Origin of the sequence: Variovorax soli NBRC 106424, assembly GCF_001591385.1 — a bacterium.
GTDB classification, from domain to species: domain Bacteria; phylum Pseudomonadota; class Gammaproteobacteria; order Burkholderiales; family Burkholderiaceae_C; genus Variovorax; species Variovorax soli.
In genome coordinates, this window is sequence record NZ_BCUU01000049.1 from 1 (window position 1) to 13,941 (window position 13,941).

General features: G+C 67.9%; 13 protein-coding genes and 1 pseudogene. 9 read left to right on the forward strand and 5 right to left on the reverse strand.

The genetic code is table 11. The features are described 5' to 3' along the window. The 7 genes and pseudogenes from VSO01S_RS27545 to VSO01S_RS15260 form a co-directional block, all read left to right on the forward strand. Positions 1–240 (forward strand): annotated as a pseudogene (locus VSO01S_RS27545) (acetoin catabolism protein X); the annotation flags it as partial. 37 nt (positions 241–277) lie between these two features. Continuing rightward, positions 278–1,276 (forward strand): thiamine pyrophosphate-dependent dehydrogenase E1 component subunit alpha, encoded by a 999-nt coding sequence (locus VSO01S_RS15235; protein WP_068643669.1) that lies wholly within the window; start codon positions 278–280, stop codon positions 1,274–1,276. Between the two features lie 22 nt (positions 1,277–1,298). Then, positions 1,299–2,315, forward strand: coding sequence for an alpha-ketoacid dehydrogenase subunit beta (locus VSO01S_RS15240; protein WP_068643670.1), 1,017 nt, complete (start codon positions 1,299–1,301; stop codon positions 2,313–2,315). 1 nt (position 2,316) lies between these two features. Further along, positions 2,317–3,447, forward strand: coding sequence for an acetoin dehydrogenase dihydrolipoyllysine-residue acetyltransferase subunit (locus tag VSO01S_RS15245; RefSeq protein ID WP_068643671.1), 1,131 nt, complete (start codon positions 2,317–2,319; stop codon positions 3,445–3,447). 9 nt (positions 3,448–3,456) lie between these two features. After that, positions 3,457–4,176 carry a lipoyl protein ligase domain-containing protein gene (locus tag VSO01S_RS15250; RefSeq protein WP_068643672.1) on the forward strand — a complete coding sequence of 240 codons (720 nt, stop codon included), beginning with the start codon at positions 3,457–3,459 and terminating at the stop codon, positions 4,174–4,176. A 57-nt stretch (positions 4,177–4,233) separates the two neighbouring features. After that, positions 4,234–4,545, forward strand: a complete 312-nt coding sequence (locus VSO01S_RS15255; RefSeq protein ID WP_068643673.1) for an MTH1187 family thiamine-binding protein — start codon at positions 4,234–4,236, stop codon at positions 4,543–4,545. A gap of 80 nt (positions 4,546–4,625) precedes the next feature. Beyond that, a complete protein-coding gene (locus VSO01S_RS15260; RefSeq protein WP_068643674.1) occupies positions 4,626–6,563 on the forward strand; it encodes a sigma-54-dependent Fis family transcriptional regulator in 1,938 nt (645 codons plus the stop codon). A gap of 10 nt (positions 6,564–6,573) precedes the next feature. On the opposite strand, the gene VSO01S_RS15265 is transcribed toward VSO01S_RS15260, so the two are convergent. Together VSO01S_RS15265 and VSO01S_RS15270 are read right to left on the reverse strand one after the other, a co-directional pair. After that, entirely contained in the window at positions 6,574–7,830 is a 1,257-nt protein-coding gene (locus tag VSO01S_RS15265) for a glutamate carboxypeptidase (RefSeq protein WP_068643675.1), read from the reverse strand. 8 nt (positions 7,831–7,838) lie between these two features. Next, on the reverse strand, positions 7,839–8,096 hold the full coding sequence (locus VSO01S_RS15270) for a TIGR04438 family Trp-rich protein (protein WP_068643676.1): 258 nt from the start codon (positions 8,094–8,096) through the stop codon (positions 7,839–7,841). Between the two features lie 107 nt (positions 8,097–8,203). Here VSO01S_RS15270 and VSO01S_RS15275 point away from each other — a divergent pair, with 107 nt between their 5' ends. Further along, positions 8,204–8,509, forward strand: a complete 306-nt coding sequence (locus VSO01S_RS15275) for a c-type cytochrome (protein ID WP_068643677.1) — start codon at positions 8,204–8,206, stop codon at positions 8,507–8,509. Positions 8,510–8,534: 25 nt separating this feature from the next. Here the strand turns inward: VSO01S_RS15275 and VSO01S_RS15280 are convergent, their stop codons facing one another. Together VSO01S_RS15280 and acs are read right to left on the reverse strand one after the other, a co-directional pair. Next, complete coding sequence (locus VSO01S_RS15280; protein WP_068643678.1) at positions 8,535–9,035, reverse strand: LapA family protein; 501 nt, start codon at positions 9,033–9,035, stop codon at positions 8,535–8,537. A gap of 249 nt (positions 9,036–9,284) precedes the next feature. Beyond that, complete coding sequence (acs, locus tag VSO01S_RS15285) at positions 9,285–11,291, reverse strand: acetate--CoA ligase (RefSeq protein ID WP_068643679.1); 2,007 nt, start codon at positions 11,289–11,291, stop codon at positions 9,285–9,287. 183 nt (positions 11,292–11,474) lie between these two features. Here acs and VSO01S_RS15290 point away from each other — a divergent pair, with 183 nt between their 5' ends. After that, positions 11,475–12,095: a TIGR00645 family protein gene (locus VSO01S_RS15290; RefSeq protein ID WP_068643680.1), complete on the forward strand. Its 621-nt coding sequence runs from the start codon at positions 11,475–11,477 to the stop codon at positions 12,093–12,095. Positions 12,096–12,170: 75 nt separating this feature from the next. On the opposite strand, the gene fumC is transcribed toward VSO01S_RS15290, so the two are convergent. Beyond that, positions 12,171–13,568, reverse strand: a complete 1,398-nt coding sequence (gene fumC / locus VSO01S_RS15295) for a class II fumarate hydratase (protein ID WP_068643681.1) — start codon at positions 13,566–13,568, stop codon at positions 12,171–12,173. Positions 13,569–13,941 lie beyond the last annotated feature (373 nt).

Below are 13,941 nucleotides of genomic sequence, written 5' to 3' on the forward strand. Positions count from 1 at the left end.
ATCGCCCCGGGCATGGTGCGCGCCATCGGCATCGAGCATGTCGAGGCCATGCCGCCTGGCCAGGACTTCGCGGTGCGGCAGGCGGCCGGCGTGGTCGCGCTGGACGGCGAGCGCGAGCTGGCCTTCGGCGCCGGCGAGCGCGTGCACATCAGCGTGCGGGCCAACGCCTTTTCCACCATCGACGTGGGCCGCTGCCTGCACGAAGCCGCGCTGCGCGGCCTGCTGTGCGGCGCGGCCTGAATGGATTTCTTTCACCACCACCCCAAGGAGACGCACCATGCCTAGTGACAACCCCTTCCCGCTGGACAAGCCCTCATTGCTGGCGGCCTACCGCCGCATGCGCACCATCCGCGAGTTCGAGGAACGCCTGCACGTGGACTTCGCGCGCGGCGACATCCCCGGCTTCGTGCACCTGTACGCCGGCGAGGAAGCCACCGCCGTCGGCATCATGAGCCACCTGGGCGACGGCGACCGCATCGCCTCCACCCACCGCGGCCACGGCCACTGCATCGCCAAGGGCGTGGACGTGATCGGCATGATGAAGGAGATCTACGGCAAGACCGGCGGCTCGTGCAACGGCAAGGGCGGCTCCATGCACATCGCGGACCTGTCCAAGGGAATGATGGGCGCCAACGGCATCCTCGGCGCCGGCGCGCCGCTGGTGTGCGGCGCGGCGCTGGCCGCCAAGTACCGCGCCAAGGCGGGCGGCCCCAGCGACGTGGGCATCTGCTTCGTGGGGGACGGCGCCAGCAACCAGGGCACCTTTCTCGAAAGCCTGAACCTGGCGGCGGTGTGGAACCTGCCGGTGATCTTCGTGGTGGAGAACAACGGCTATGCCGAATCCACCTCGCGCGACTACGGCACCGCGGTCGACAGCTACGTGGACCGCGCCGCCGGCTTCGGCCTGCCCGGCGTGACGGTGGACGGCACCGACTTCTTCGCCGTGCACGAGGCCGCGGGCGAAGTGATCCGCCGCGCCCGCGAAGGCGGCGGCCCCTCGCTGCTGGAATGCCAGATGGTGCGCTTCTACGGCCACTTCGAAGGCGACGCGCAGACCTACCGCGCCAAGGGCGAGCTGGACCACATCCGCGCCAACCGCGACTGCCTGCGCCGCTTTGCCGATGCGGTGACCGGCGCCAACCTGGTGAAGGCCGACGAGCTGGCCGCCATCGACCGCGAGGTGCTCGACCTGATCGAGCGCGCCTGCACCGAAGCCAAGGCCGCCCCGCAGCCCGCGCCCGCCGCGCTGACCACCGACGTCTACGTCAAGTATTGAGAAGAACCCAAGGAGATTCATCATGGCCAGAAAGATCAGCATGAAGACCGCCATCAACGAGGCGATCGACCAGGAGATGGCGCGCGACCCGAGCGTGATCATGATGGGCGAGGACATCGTCGGCGGCGCCGGCGCCCAGGGCGAGCAGGATGCGTGGGGCGGCGTGCTCGGCGTGACCAAGGGCCTGTACGCCAAGCACGGCGACCGGCTGCTCGACACGCCCCTGAGCGAGAGCGCCTACGTGGGCGCCGCCATCGGCGCCGCAGCCTGCGGCATGCGGCCCATTGCGGAGCTGATGTTCATCGACTTCATGGGCGTGTGCTTCGACCAGATCTTCAACCAGGCGGCCAAGTTCCGCTACATGTTCGGCGGCAAGGCCGAGACGCCGGTGGTGATCCGCGCCATGGTGGGCGCGGGCTTCCGGGCCGCAGCGCAGCATTCGCAGATGCTCACGCCGCTGTTCACGCACATCCCGGGCCTGAAAGTGATTTGCCCGAGCACGCCCTACGACACCAAGGGCCTGCTGATCCAGAGCATCCGCGACAACGACCCGGTGATCTTCTGCGAGCACAAGAACCTCTACGGCCTGGAAGGCGAAGTGCCCGAAGGCAGCTACGCCATTCCCTTCGGCGAAGCCAGCGTGGTGCGCGACGGCAAGCACGTGAGCATCGTGACCTACGGCCTGATGGTGCACCGCGCGCTGGAAGCCGCCACGCTGCTGGCCAAGGAAGGCATCGAAGCCGAGGTGATCGACCTGCGCACGCTCTCGCCGCTGGACATGGACACGGTGCTCGACAGCGTGGAGCGCACCGGCCGCCTGGTGTGCGTGGACGAGGCCAGCCCGCGCTGCAACATCGCCACCGACATTGCCGCGCAGGTGGCGATGCAGGCCTTCGGCGCGCTCAAGGGCCCCATCGAGATGGTGGCGCCGCCGCATGTGCCGGTGCCCTTCTCGCCTGCCCTGGAAGACATCTACATCCCGAGCGCCGCGCAGATCGCCAGTGCTGCGCGCCGCACCTTGGGCAAGGGAGCGCACTGACATGAGCGACAAGCAGATCACCCCCATCGTCATGCCCAAATGGGGCCTGGAGATGCGCGAGGGCACGGTGCAGGACTGGCTGGTGAAGGAAGGCGATCGCATCGCGGTGGGCCAGGCCATCGTCGAGGTCGAGACCGACAAGATCTCGAATGCGGTGGAGGCCGCGGATGCAGGCCTCCTGCGCCGCATCGTCGGCCAGAGCGGCGAGCTGCTGCCGGTGAAGTCGCTGCTGGCGGTGCTGGCGGAAGAGGACGTCAGCGATGCCGACATCGATGCCTACATCGCCGCCTTCGAGGTGCCCGATGCCGGCGCCGACGACGAGGACAGCGGCCCCGCCTTCGAGAGCGCCGAGGTGGACGGCATCCGCATCCGCTACGCGCGGCGCGGCCCCGAGCAAGGCGTGCCGGTGCTGTTCATCCACGGCTTCGGGGGCGATCTGAACAACTGGCTGTTCAACCTCGATGCGGTGGCCGAGCGGCATCCCGTCCTGGCGCTGGACCTTCCTGGCCACGGCAGCAGCGATGCGAAGCTGCCCGGCGCTTCGCTGCCTGCACTCGCCGGCTTCGTCGCGCGCTTTCTCGACGCAGCGGGCGTGCAGAGGCCGGTGCACCTGGTGGGCCATTCGATGGGCGGCGCCATCGCGCTGCAGCTGGCGCTGGACGCGCCCGCACGCGTGGCCAGCGTGGCGCTGGTCAGCCCCGCGGGGCTGGGCGAGGCGATCAACACCGGCTACACCGACGGCTTCGTGCAGGCGCAGTCGCGGCGCGATCTCAAGCCCGTGCTGGAGCAGCTGTTCGCCGACCCGGCGCTGGTCAGCCGCCAGATGGTGGACGACATGCTCAAGTACAAGCGCCTGGACGGCATCGAGCCGCTGCTGGCCGAGCTGGGCGCCGCGCTGTTCGCCGACGGCCGGCAAAGCACCGTGCTGGCCGAAGGGCTGCAGGCGCTGGACAAGCCGCTGCTGGTGTTCTGGGGCGAGGACGACCAGGTCATCCCTGCGGCGCAGGCCGCCAACGCGGGGCCGCGTGCCGAGGTGATCCGTTTCCCGGGCACCGGCCACATGGCCATGCTCGAGAAGGCCAGCGAGGTCAATGCGGCCCTGCTGAAGCACCTGGCGCGCGCCGCTGGTTAGCATTGCCGCATGCCGCTGCCGCGCTTTGCCACGCTCGAGCACCACGCCATGCCGTTGGCCGATGGCATCGCCGCCGAGCGCGGCTGGGCACAGGCGGTGGCCGCCGGCTCGGGGCCGCAGGCGCACCTGTGGCAAGGCCAGCCCGGCTGGGCGGTACCGGCCAGCTATGCGCGTGCTGCCGGCTGGGCCGACTGGCAGGCGCAGTGCGCGCGGGCCGGCACGCCGGTGCATGTGCGTTCATCCGGCGGCGGGCTGGTGCCGCAGGGGCCGGGCCTGTGGAACCTGAGCCTGCTGTGGCGCACCGCGCAGTCCGAGCCCGTGCAGGCCGATGCGGTCTACCGGGCGCTGTGCGCGCTGCTCGAACGCACGCTGGCCGCCCTGGGCGTGGCCGCATCGCCCCAAGCGGTGGAAGGCTCGTTCTGCGACGGCCGCTACAACCTCGCGGCCAACGGCCGCAAGCTGGTGGGCACCGCACAGGCATGGCGCCGTGTGCAAGGCGTGCCCGTCGTGCTGGCGCATGCCGTCATCGTGCTGGACGCCGACCCCGCTGCGCTCACCGCCGCCACCAATGCCTTCGAAGAAGGCCTGGGCCAGGCGCGCCGCTACCGCGAAGACGCGCTGACCAGCGTCGCCACCGAAGCCATGCGTGCCGGGCAGTCGCCCGGCCCTGGCGGCTGGGCCGGCCGCTTGGCCGAGGCACTGCGCACGCACGGCCTGGCCGCCATGTGATCGACAAAAAACCGCAAGAGAAGCAACAGACGCAACAAACCCAGCAAGAGGAAGACCATGGTCCTGCTTGAATTCCAGATTTCCCCGCGCGCCGACGGCGACAGCGTCAGCGCCTACGTGGCCCAGGTCATCGACATCATCGACAGGAGCGGCTTGCCCTACCAGCTCACGCCCATGGGCACCATCGTCGAGGGCGAATGGGACGAAAGCTTTGCCGTCGTGAAGGCCTGCTTCGACCACCTGCGCCAGGCCGGCTGCACCCGCATCGGCCTGAACCTGAAGGTCGACTGGCGCGACGGACCCGGCGGGCGCCTGACGGCCAAGACCGCGAAGGTCGAGCAACTGCTCGGGCGCAAGCTGCGCACCTGAACCCGCGCGGGGTTTATATTGGCCGCCACACCCAGGCCCGTGGCGATGCCGCGGCGTGCCCACAGCAGGAGACAAGCGCCATGCAGACAGCGCAGCGCGAGCACATTCACGAGGTGATCCGGCTGGTCGACCCGCATGCGGGCGCAGCCGGGCCCGCGGTCGACCCGCTCATCCGCGAAAGCTGGTCGCGCTGCGTGCACCAGCACAAGCTGGACCCCACGCGCATGCAGGAAGCCATCATCCTGCCTTCGCAGCGGGTGCGCGAGCACCGCGAGCGCATCGAGGAATTCCTGTCCATCGCACGGCACGGGCTGGAGGCCATCCACCAGCAGGTGGGCGGCCTGGGCTACTGCGTATTGCTGGCCGACGCGCGCGGCGTCACGGTGGACTACCTGGGCGACCTGCGGCTGGACCCCGACCTGCGCCGCACCGGCCTGTACCTGGGCAGCGACTGGAACGAGCACCTGGCCGGCACCTGCGCCATCGGCACCGCCATCGCGGCGGGCCAGGCGCTGGTGGTGCACCAGACCGACCACTTCGACGCCACCCACATTCCGCTGACCTGCACGGCCGCCCCCATCTTCGACCCGCTGGGCCACCTGACGGCAGTGCTCGACATCTCGGCGCTCACCTCGCCGCAGGCCAAGAGCAGCCAGCACCTGGCGCTGCAACTGGTCAAGCTGTATGCGCACCGCGTGGAAAGCGCGAACTTCCTGCGCTGGTTCCGAAGCGACTGGGTGCTCAAGCTGCATCCGTCGCCGGAGTTCGTGGAGATCAGCCCCGACTACCTGGTGGCGCTGGATGCCGGCGGCCGCATGGTCGGCCACAACCGCGCGGCGCAGCTGCTGCTGGAAGCTGCCCATGGCAGCTGCGTGCTGGGCCTGGCCTTCGAGCAGTTGTTCGACCTTCGCTTCAACGACTTGGGCCGCTACCTGCGCGCAATGCCGGGCGAACGCCGCGCCGTGGCGCTGCGCGGCGGCACGCGCCTGTTCCTGCATGCCATTGCACCGCCCAGCCGCGTGGTGATGCCGACCGTGGCCGACGCCATCGCCCTGCCCTCGCCGCTGGCGGCGCTCAGCGGCGGCGATGCGGCACTCGACCAGCAATTGCAGCGCGCCGCGCGCCTGGCAGAAACCGAGGTGAGCGTGCTGGTGACCGGCGAGACCGGCAGCGGCAAGGAATACCTGGCGCGCGCGCTGCATGCGGCCAGCCCGCGCCGTGATCAGGCCTTCGTGGCGGTCAACTGCGCGGCCATTCCCGAGACGCTGATCGAAAGCGAGCTCTTCGGCCACCTGCCCGGCGCCTTCAGCGGCGCCGCGCCCAAGGGCAAGCGCGGCCTGGTGCAGGAGGCCGACGGCGGCACCCTGTTCCTGGACGAGATCGGCGACATGCCGCTGGCCATGCAGGCGCGGCTGCTGCGCGTGCTGGCCGAGCGCGAAGTGCTGCCCATTGGTGCCACCCGGGCCGTCAAGGTCGACGTGCGGGTGCTGGCCGCCACGCATGCGGACCTGCCCGCGCGCGTGCGCGAGGGGCGCTTTCGGGAAGACCTGTACTACCGCCTGGCCGGCGCGCACCTCACGCTGCCGCCGCTGCGCCGGCGGCGCGACCTGGCCTGGCTGATCGGCCGCTTTCTGGGCACATCGGGCGTGCAGCTCGACCCCGCGGCCGAGCAGCGCCTGCTGGCCTATGCATGGCCCGGCAACCTGCGCGAGCTGCGCAATGCGCTGGACTTTGCACGCGCCATGGCGGGACCGGGCGGCACCATCGGGCTGCCCGAACTTCCGGAAAGCGTGCTGGCCGCGACGTCCATGACGGCCATCGAGGCGGCCGAACCGTCAGACGGTGCGGGCGAGGTGGCCGGCCACGCAGGCCATCCGCCATCGCCCGAAGCCATGCTGCTGCTGCAGTACCTGCGCGCGGCACGCTGGAACATCAGCGCCGTGGCCCATCAGATGGGCGTGGCACGCATGACGGTGTACCGGCGCATGCGCCGCTGGGGCATCCAGCCGCCGGCCTGAACCCTGTCGGCTACTGCTTGCCCAGTTCCTGCAGGAGACGCGTGACGAGGTAGAGGCGCGGAACGATCGAGTCGACCTCGATGTATTCGTCCCGCGCGTGGTAGCCGAAGCCAGCGAGGCCGAAGCTCTCGACCACGGTCGCCTTGCCCGAGCGGCCGGCAAAGCCCGCGTCGGTACCACCGCCGGTCATGGGTGCGAGCCCGAGTTCGCGGTCTATTTCCTTGTAGATCTCCTGCCCCTTCTTCGCCACGGCCAGGCCCTTGTCGCCGGCCAGGAATGCGGGCCGGTTCACGTCGACCTTGACCGTGGTCTCGGTATCGGGAATCAGCTTGCCGCTGGCGACCTTGGCCTGCAGGGCGGCGTCGAGCTTCTTCTCGGCGCCAGGCTGCGTGATGCGGATGTCGCCCAGCGCCTGCGCTTTCTCGGTGATCTGGTTGAGCGGACCGTTGGCCGTGGCGACGGTCCAGTTCAGCGTCACGCCGGGGATGTCCTTGGGCAGGTCCTTGGTCTGCAGCATCTGGTAGGACAGTTCATAAAGGGCATTGCGGCCCATTTCGGGCGCAGCGCCCGCGTGCGCCGCCCGGCCCTTGACGTCCATCGTGGCTTTCGCGATGCCCGCCGCGCCGAGCAGCAGGGACTCGCCCTTGGCAACCGACTTGGCCGCCGTCGGCTCGAACGACAGCACGTAGTCCTGCTGGTCGGCGGTGCTCGCGATCAGTTCGCCCGATGCGCCGGACCCGACCTCCTCGTCGGTGTTGAGCAGCACCGTGAGCGTGTCGAAGTCCTTCCAGCCCGAATCCAGCAGGATCTTGAGCGAGGCCAGGATCACCGCGATGCCGCCCTTGTCATCGGCAATGCCGGGGCCGTAGATGCGATTGCCGTCGACCTTGTAGCCCTGCGTGTTGAGGATGCCGGCCGGGTACACCGTGTCCATGTGGGCCTGCAGCATGAACTTGCGCTTGCCGCTGCCTTTCATCGTGCCGACGACGATCTCGGCGGGCGCGCCGGTCGTGGTCTTGACGCGCCGGGTCTGGAAGCCCAGGGACTTCAGGCGGCCGTCGGTCAGGTCGGCCATCTTCATGAGGCCTTCCGAATTGAGGCTGCCCGATTCGATGAGAACCATCTCCTTGAGGTTCTCGATCAGCGCCGGCTGGGCCTTCTCGGCAGCAGCCAGCAGCTTGGCATCGGGCGCGGCCTGCACGGCGCCGGCGGCAAACGCAAGGCTGCAAACCAGGGCGACGGAGGAAAGCGAGGGCAAGTGGCGCATGGCGATTCTTAGCGGCGGCCGCCTTTGCGCGAACGGCTGTTCAGCATGCCCAGCTGGCTGCGCTGGCGGTCGATGCGGTCCTGCCGGCGCTGGTCCTCGCGCTCGACCGCCTTGCGCTTGGTGTAGCCGGACCAGTCGGCCCAGGCCCACCACACGATCGCCAGACCGAAGGGAATGAGCACCACCAGCCAGGACCACTGCGCGACCGGCCCGATCTCCAGGAACTTGAGTGCTACGCCTAGCAGGCCGAGGCCCAGGAACCACATTGCAATACCCTCCGGGATGTATTCTTCAGGGCGCCGCGCGGCACTCCTAGAATGTCACGTAGCGTTACCTCCGCACTGTAGCGCAGGCCCCAACGATAGAGAGCCCCATGAAGAAAGCATTGTTGTTTTTGTCCCTGTCCGCCGGATTGGCAGCCCCCGCGCTGGCCGACCTGCAACTGGCCCAATCGAAGAACTGCATGGCCTGCCATGCGGTGGACAAGAAGGTGATCGGCCCGTCCTTCAAGGATGTGGCGGCCAAGTACAAGGACACCAAGGGCGCAACCGACCTGCTGGCCGGCAAGATCCTGAAGGGCGGCTCGGGCGTCTGGGGTCCGGTGCCCATGCCCGCCAACACGCAGGTGAGCGAGGCGGACGCCAAGAAGCTGGCCGCCTGGGTTCTGCAAACCAAGTAAGCCGCGGGGGCGCATGCCCCCTGGTTCAAATCTGCGGGTTGATGTCCGCCGGCGCGGCACGCCGTTCGATGCGGTCTTCCAGCTGGCCGATGTGCGCGGCCGTGCTGTTGTCGGACTGGTCCACGCGCGACTTGAAGGTGGACTCCATCTGCTCGATGCGCGTCGTCAGGCGCGACAGCAGCTCGGCATTGCGCGCGGCACGGGCCTGCTCCTGGGCGTCGAGGTAGTTGCGCAGTTCGGTGAAGCGCGAGGCCTCGGCCTTGTCGGCCAGGTCGCGCTGGGTCTGCATTTCCTTGTTGTGGCGGCGTGTTTCCAGCATGACCGAGCTCTGCAGGTAGAACACGTAGGCCAGGCACACCACGCCGAGCACCACCGTCAGCCCCAGCATCACGAGGCCCAGCGGCGCCGTCACCTGGGTGAAGCCCACCGACATGGACGTCGGCTGCGACAGGGTTCCCCAGTTCAAGAATGCCAGTGCTGCAATGAGCAGCACGATCACGAGCAAGAATCCGGTTCGCAAACGCATATCAAGACCTCCTGAATTCGTTATTAGGAAGTCCGATTTTTAACCTATTTGCCCGCGAGCCCTGTCGGACATGGGCCCGCGGTGCTTCGCACCGGCACGGCTGGCGCCGTGCCCTGGATCAGTTGGCTTGCGCCAATTGCTCCAGGATGGCCGGGTTCTGCCGGCACGTCACATCGCCTTCGGCGATATGAGTGCCGTCTTCACCTTCCTCGGTGCTTCGCACCGGCACGGCTGGCGCCGTGCCCTGGATCAGTTGGCTTGCGCCAACTGCTCCAGGATGGCCGGGTTCTCCAGGGTGCTCGTGTCCTGCGTGATGGCCTCGCCCTTGGCGATGCTGCGCAACAGGCGCCGCATGATCTTGCCGCTGCGGGTCTTGGGCAGGTTGTCGCCGAAGCGGATGTCCTTGGGCTTGGCGATGGGGCCGATTTCCTTGGCCACCCAGTCGCGCAGTTCCTTGGCGATGGCCTTGGCCTCGTCGCCCGTGGGGCGGGGACGCTTCAGGACCACGAAGGCGCAGATGGCTTCGCCCGTCAGCTCGTCGGGGCGGCCCACCACCGCGGCCTCGGCCACCATGTCGGTCTTGGCGACCAGGGCCGACTCGATCTCCATCGTGCCCATGCGGTGGCCGCTGACGTTGAGCACGTCGTCGATGCGGCCGGTGATGCGAAAGTAGCCCGTCTTGGCGTCGCGCACCGCGCCGTCGCCGGCGAGATAGATCGTGCCGCCCATCTCGGCCGGGAAGTAGGCCTTCTTGAAGCGCTCCGGGTCGTTCCAGATGGTGCGGATCATCGAGGGCCAGGGGCGCTTGACGACCAGCATGCCGCCCGAGCCGTTGGGAATGTCCTTGCCCGTCTCGTCGACGATGGCGGCCGCGATGCCCGGCAGCGGCAGCGTGCACGAGCCCGGCACCAGCGGCGTGGCGCCCGGCAGCGGCGTGATCAGGTGGCCGCCGTTCTCGGTCTGCCAGAAGGTGTCGACGATGGGGCACTTCTCGCCGCCCACGTTCTTGTGGTACCAGACCCAGGCTTCGGGGTTGATCGGCTCGCCCACCGAACCGAGGATGCGCAGCGAAGAGAGGTTCCAGTTCTTCGGGTGCACCTTCTCGTCGGAGTCGGCCGCCTTGATGAGCGAGCGGATGGCCGTGGGCGCCGTGTAGAACACCGACACCTTGTGCCGCTCGATCATCTGCCAGAAGCGGCCCGCGTTCGGGTAGGTGGGAATGCCTTCGAAGATCACCTGCGTGGCGCCGGCCGCCAGCGGGCCGTAGGCCACGTAGGTGTGGCCGGTGATCCAGCCGATGTCGGCGGTGCACCAGAACACGTCCTCGGGGCGGATGTCGAAGGTCCACTCCATCGTCATCCGGGCCCACAGCAGGTAGCCGCCGGTGGAATGCTGCACGCCCTTGGGCTTGCCGGTGGAGCCGGAGGTGTAGAGGATGAACAGCGGATGCTCGGCGCCCACGGGCGTCGGCTCGCAATGGGTGTTCTGCCCTTCGAGCACTTCGGTGAAGGTCTTGTCGCGCCCCTCGACCCGGTTCCAGTTGCCCAGCGTGCGCTCGTACACCAGCACGGTCTTGATGGATTCGCAGCCGCCCAGCGCGATGCCTTCGTCGACGATGGACTTGAGCGGAAGTTCCTTGCCGCCGCGCAGCTGGTAGTTGGCCGTGATGACCGCCACCGCGCCGGCGTCGATGATGCGCTCCTGCAGCGCCTTGGCCGAGAAGCCGCCGAACACCACGCTGTGCGTGGCGCCGATGCGCGCGCATGCCTGCATGGCGATCACGCCCTCGATGGTCATGGGCATGTAGATGATGACGCGGTCGCCCTTGCCGATGCCCTCCTGCTTGAGCGCGTTGGCGAACTGGCTCACGCGGGTGAGCAGGTCCTTGTAGCTGATCTGGGTGACGCTGCCGTCGTCGGCTTCGAAGATGATGGCGGTCTTGTTCTCGGCGGGCGTGCCGATGTGCCTGTCCAGGCAGTTGGCCGAGGCATTGAGTTCGCCGTCATCGAACCAGCGGTAGAACGGCGCATTGGATTCGTCGAGCACGCGGGTGAAGGGCTTGGTCCACACGAGCTTCTCGCGGGCCCGCTTGGCCCAGAAGCCGTCGGGGTCGGTCTCGGCTTCCTTGCGCAGCGCCTCGTAGGCGGCCATGCTGGAAATCCTGGCGCCCTTGCTGGCTCTTTCGTCAGGCGGGAAAACCCGGTTCTCGACCAGCACGGATTCGATGGTGCTCGCCGTGTTCGTTGCGGTACTCATTGCACTTGCCTCCGGTTCTTTGCTTGGAAATTGCGACAGGACTATGGCGGCCGGGTCTTACGGGCCACTGACGTTGCATGGTAGCCGCTGATGCCCCGGGCCATGGCGGCCCGGCGGAGCGCCGCCTTTAGAATCCCGGGCTTTACGCCGTCCTGGCGCCCGGACCTTCCTTTACTCAAATTCATGGCCCGACCCGAATCCTCCCAACCGACGGTGAACCCGTCGTCCCCGATGCGCCCGCTGCCCAAGCTGATCTTTGCCAGCCGCTGGCTGCAGCTGCCCTTGTATCTCGGCCTGATCGTTGCGCAGGGCGTGTACGTGATGCACTTCCTGGTCGAGCTGCTGCACCTGGTGGAAGCCGCCTTCGGCAGCCAGACGGCGCTGGAAGCGCTGGTGAGCAGCATCGGCTACAAGACCGACGCGCCCATCACCACCCTGAACGAGACGGTGATCATGCTGGTGGTGCTGGCACTGATCGACGTGGTGATGATCTCCAACCTGCTGATCATGGTGATCGTGGGCGGCTACGAGACCTTCGTGAGCCGCATGGACCTGCGCGGCCACCCCGACCAGCCTGAATGGCTGAGCCATGTGAATGCGTCGGTGCTGAAGGTGAAGCTGGCGATGTCCATCATCGGCATCAGCTCGATCCACCTGCTCAAGACCTTCATCAACGCAGGCAACTACACCGACACCGTGCTCATCGCGCAAACGTCGATCCACATCACCTTCCTGCTGTCGGCCATGGCCATTGCCTACACCGACAAGATCATGATGAGCGGCTCGGGCAACGGCAAGCACTGAACGCGGCTGCCGCTATGAACGAAAAACGGGGCGCTTCGGCGCCCCGTTTGCTTTTAGGTCGGCCAGGCTGGCCGCTCAGCGGCCGATCATCTTCTCGGGCACCACCCAGGCGTCGAACTGCTCGGCCGTCAGGTGGCCGGAGGCAATGGCCGCCTCCCGCAGGCTGGTGCCTTCCTTGTGCGCCTTCTTGGCGATGAAGGCCGCCTTGTCGTAGCCGATGTGGGTGTTGAGCGCGGTCACCAGCATCAGCGAGCGCGACACCAGTTCGGTGATACGGTCGCGGTTGGGCTCGATGCCGACCGCGCAGTGGTCGTTGAAGCTCACCATGCCGTCGGCCAGCAGGCGCACGCTCTGCAGGAAGTTGTGCGCCACCATGGGCCGGAACACGTTCAGCTCGAAGTTGCCCGAGGCCCCGCCGATGTTGATGGCCACGTCGTTGCCGAAGACCTGCGCCGCCAGCATGGTCACCGCCTCGCTCTGCGTGGGGTTGACCTTGCCCGGCATGATGGACGAGCCCGGCTCGTTCTCCGGAATGCTCAGCTCGCCGATGCCGCTGCGCGGGCCGCTGGCCAGCCAGCGCACGTCGTTGGCGATCTTGTTCATGCTGGCCGCCAGCGTCTTGAGCGCACCGTGCGCGTGCACCAGCGCGTCGCAGCTGGCCATGGCCTCGAACTTGTTGGGCGCCGTCACGAAGGGCAGGCCGGTGATGCGCGACAGCTCGGCCGCCACGTTCTCGGCGTAGCCCTTGGGCGCGTTCAGGCCGGTGCCGACGGCCGTGCCGCCCAGCGCCAGTTCGCACAGGTGCGGCAGCGCGGCGCGCACATGCGCCTCGCCGTGCTGCAACTGCGCCACGTAGCCCGAGAACTCCTGTCCCAGCGTGAGCGGCGTGGCGTCCTGCAGGTGCGTGCGGCCGATCTTGACGATGTCGTCGAACTCTCGCGCCTTGGAGGCCAGGGTGTGGCGCAGCTTGTCGATGGCCGGCAGCAGCCTGTGCGTGATCGCCTCCACCGCGGCCACGTGCATGGCGGTGGGAAACACGTCGTTGCTCGACTGGCTGCGGTTGACGTCGTCGTTGGGGTGCACCAGGCGCCCTTCCCCGCGCTCGCCGCCGAGCAGCTCGCTCGCACGGTTGGCCAGCACCTCGTTCACGTTCATGTTGGTCTGCGTGCCCGAGCCGGTCTGCCACACCACCAGCGGGAATTCATCGGGATGCTTGCCGGCGATCACCTCGTCGGCCGCGGCCACGATGGCCTTGGTCTTCCTGTCGTCCTGCAGGCCCAGCTGATGGTTCACCACCGCCGAGGCCCGCTTGACCTGGGCCAGCGCCTTGATGATCTCGCGCGGCTGGCGCTCGCCCGAAATGTCGAAGTTCTGCAGCGAACGCTGCGTCTGCGCGCCCCACAGGCGCGCGGCCGGCACCTCGATCGGGCCGAAGGTGTCGCGTTCGGTGCGGGAGGTCGGGGATGTGCTCATCGAAAGGCTCCTGGATCAGCCGGGCGTGGCAAAGCCCATCACCATACGCCAAGGGCGCCCATGGTGCCCGGGGGTGACAATTTCATTCTCAAAAGTTATAATTTCCCCCTTCTATTGATCTGCAACTGCATGTAGCAGTCTCCCGCAGATCTCGCTGGTGCTACTCGCGGATCGTTTCTGCATCCCGTCGCGGCACCGGTTCGTTCTTTGCCGGGCGCCTAGCCGCCCGGCATCCTTGTCCCGGTTTTTCCGGGGCCATTGCCACGCCCGCAGGCGACAAGGCACTGGCGTCGTCGTTTTCCAGCGTGCGTGTCCTGTGCCGGCCTCTCCCCTATTCCAGCGGGCGTGACGTGGTGGCGCGTGCCCGGCATGG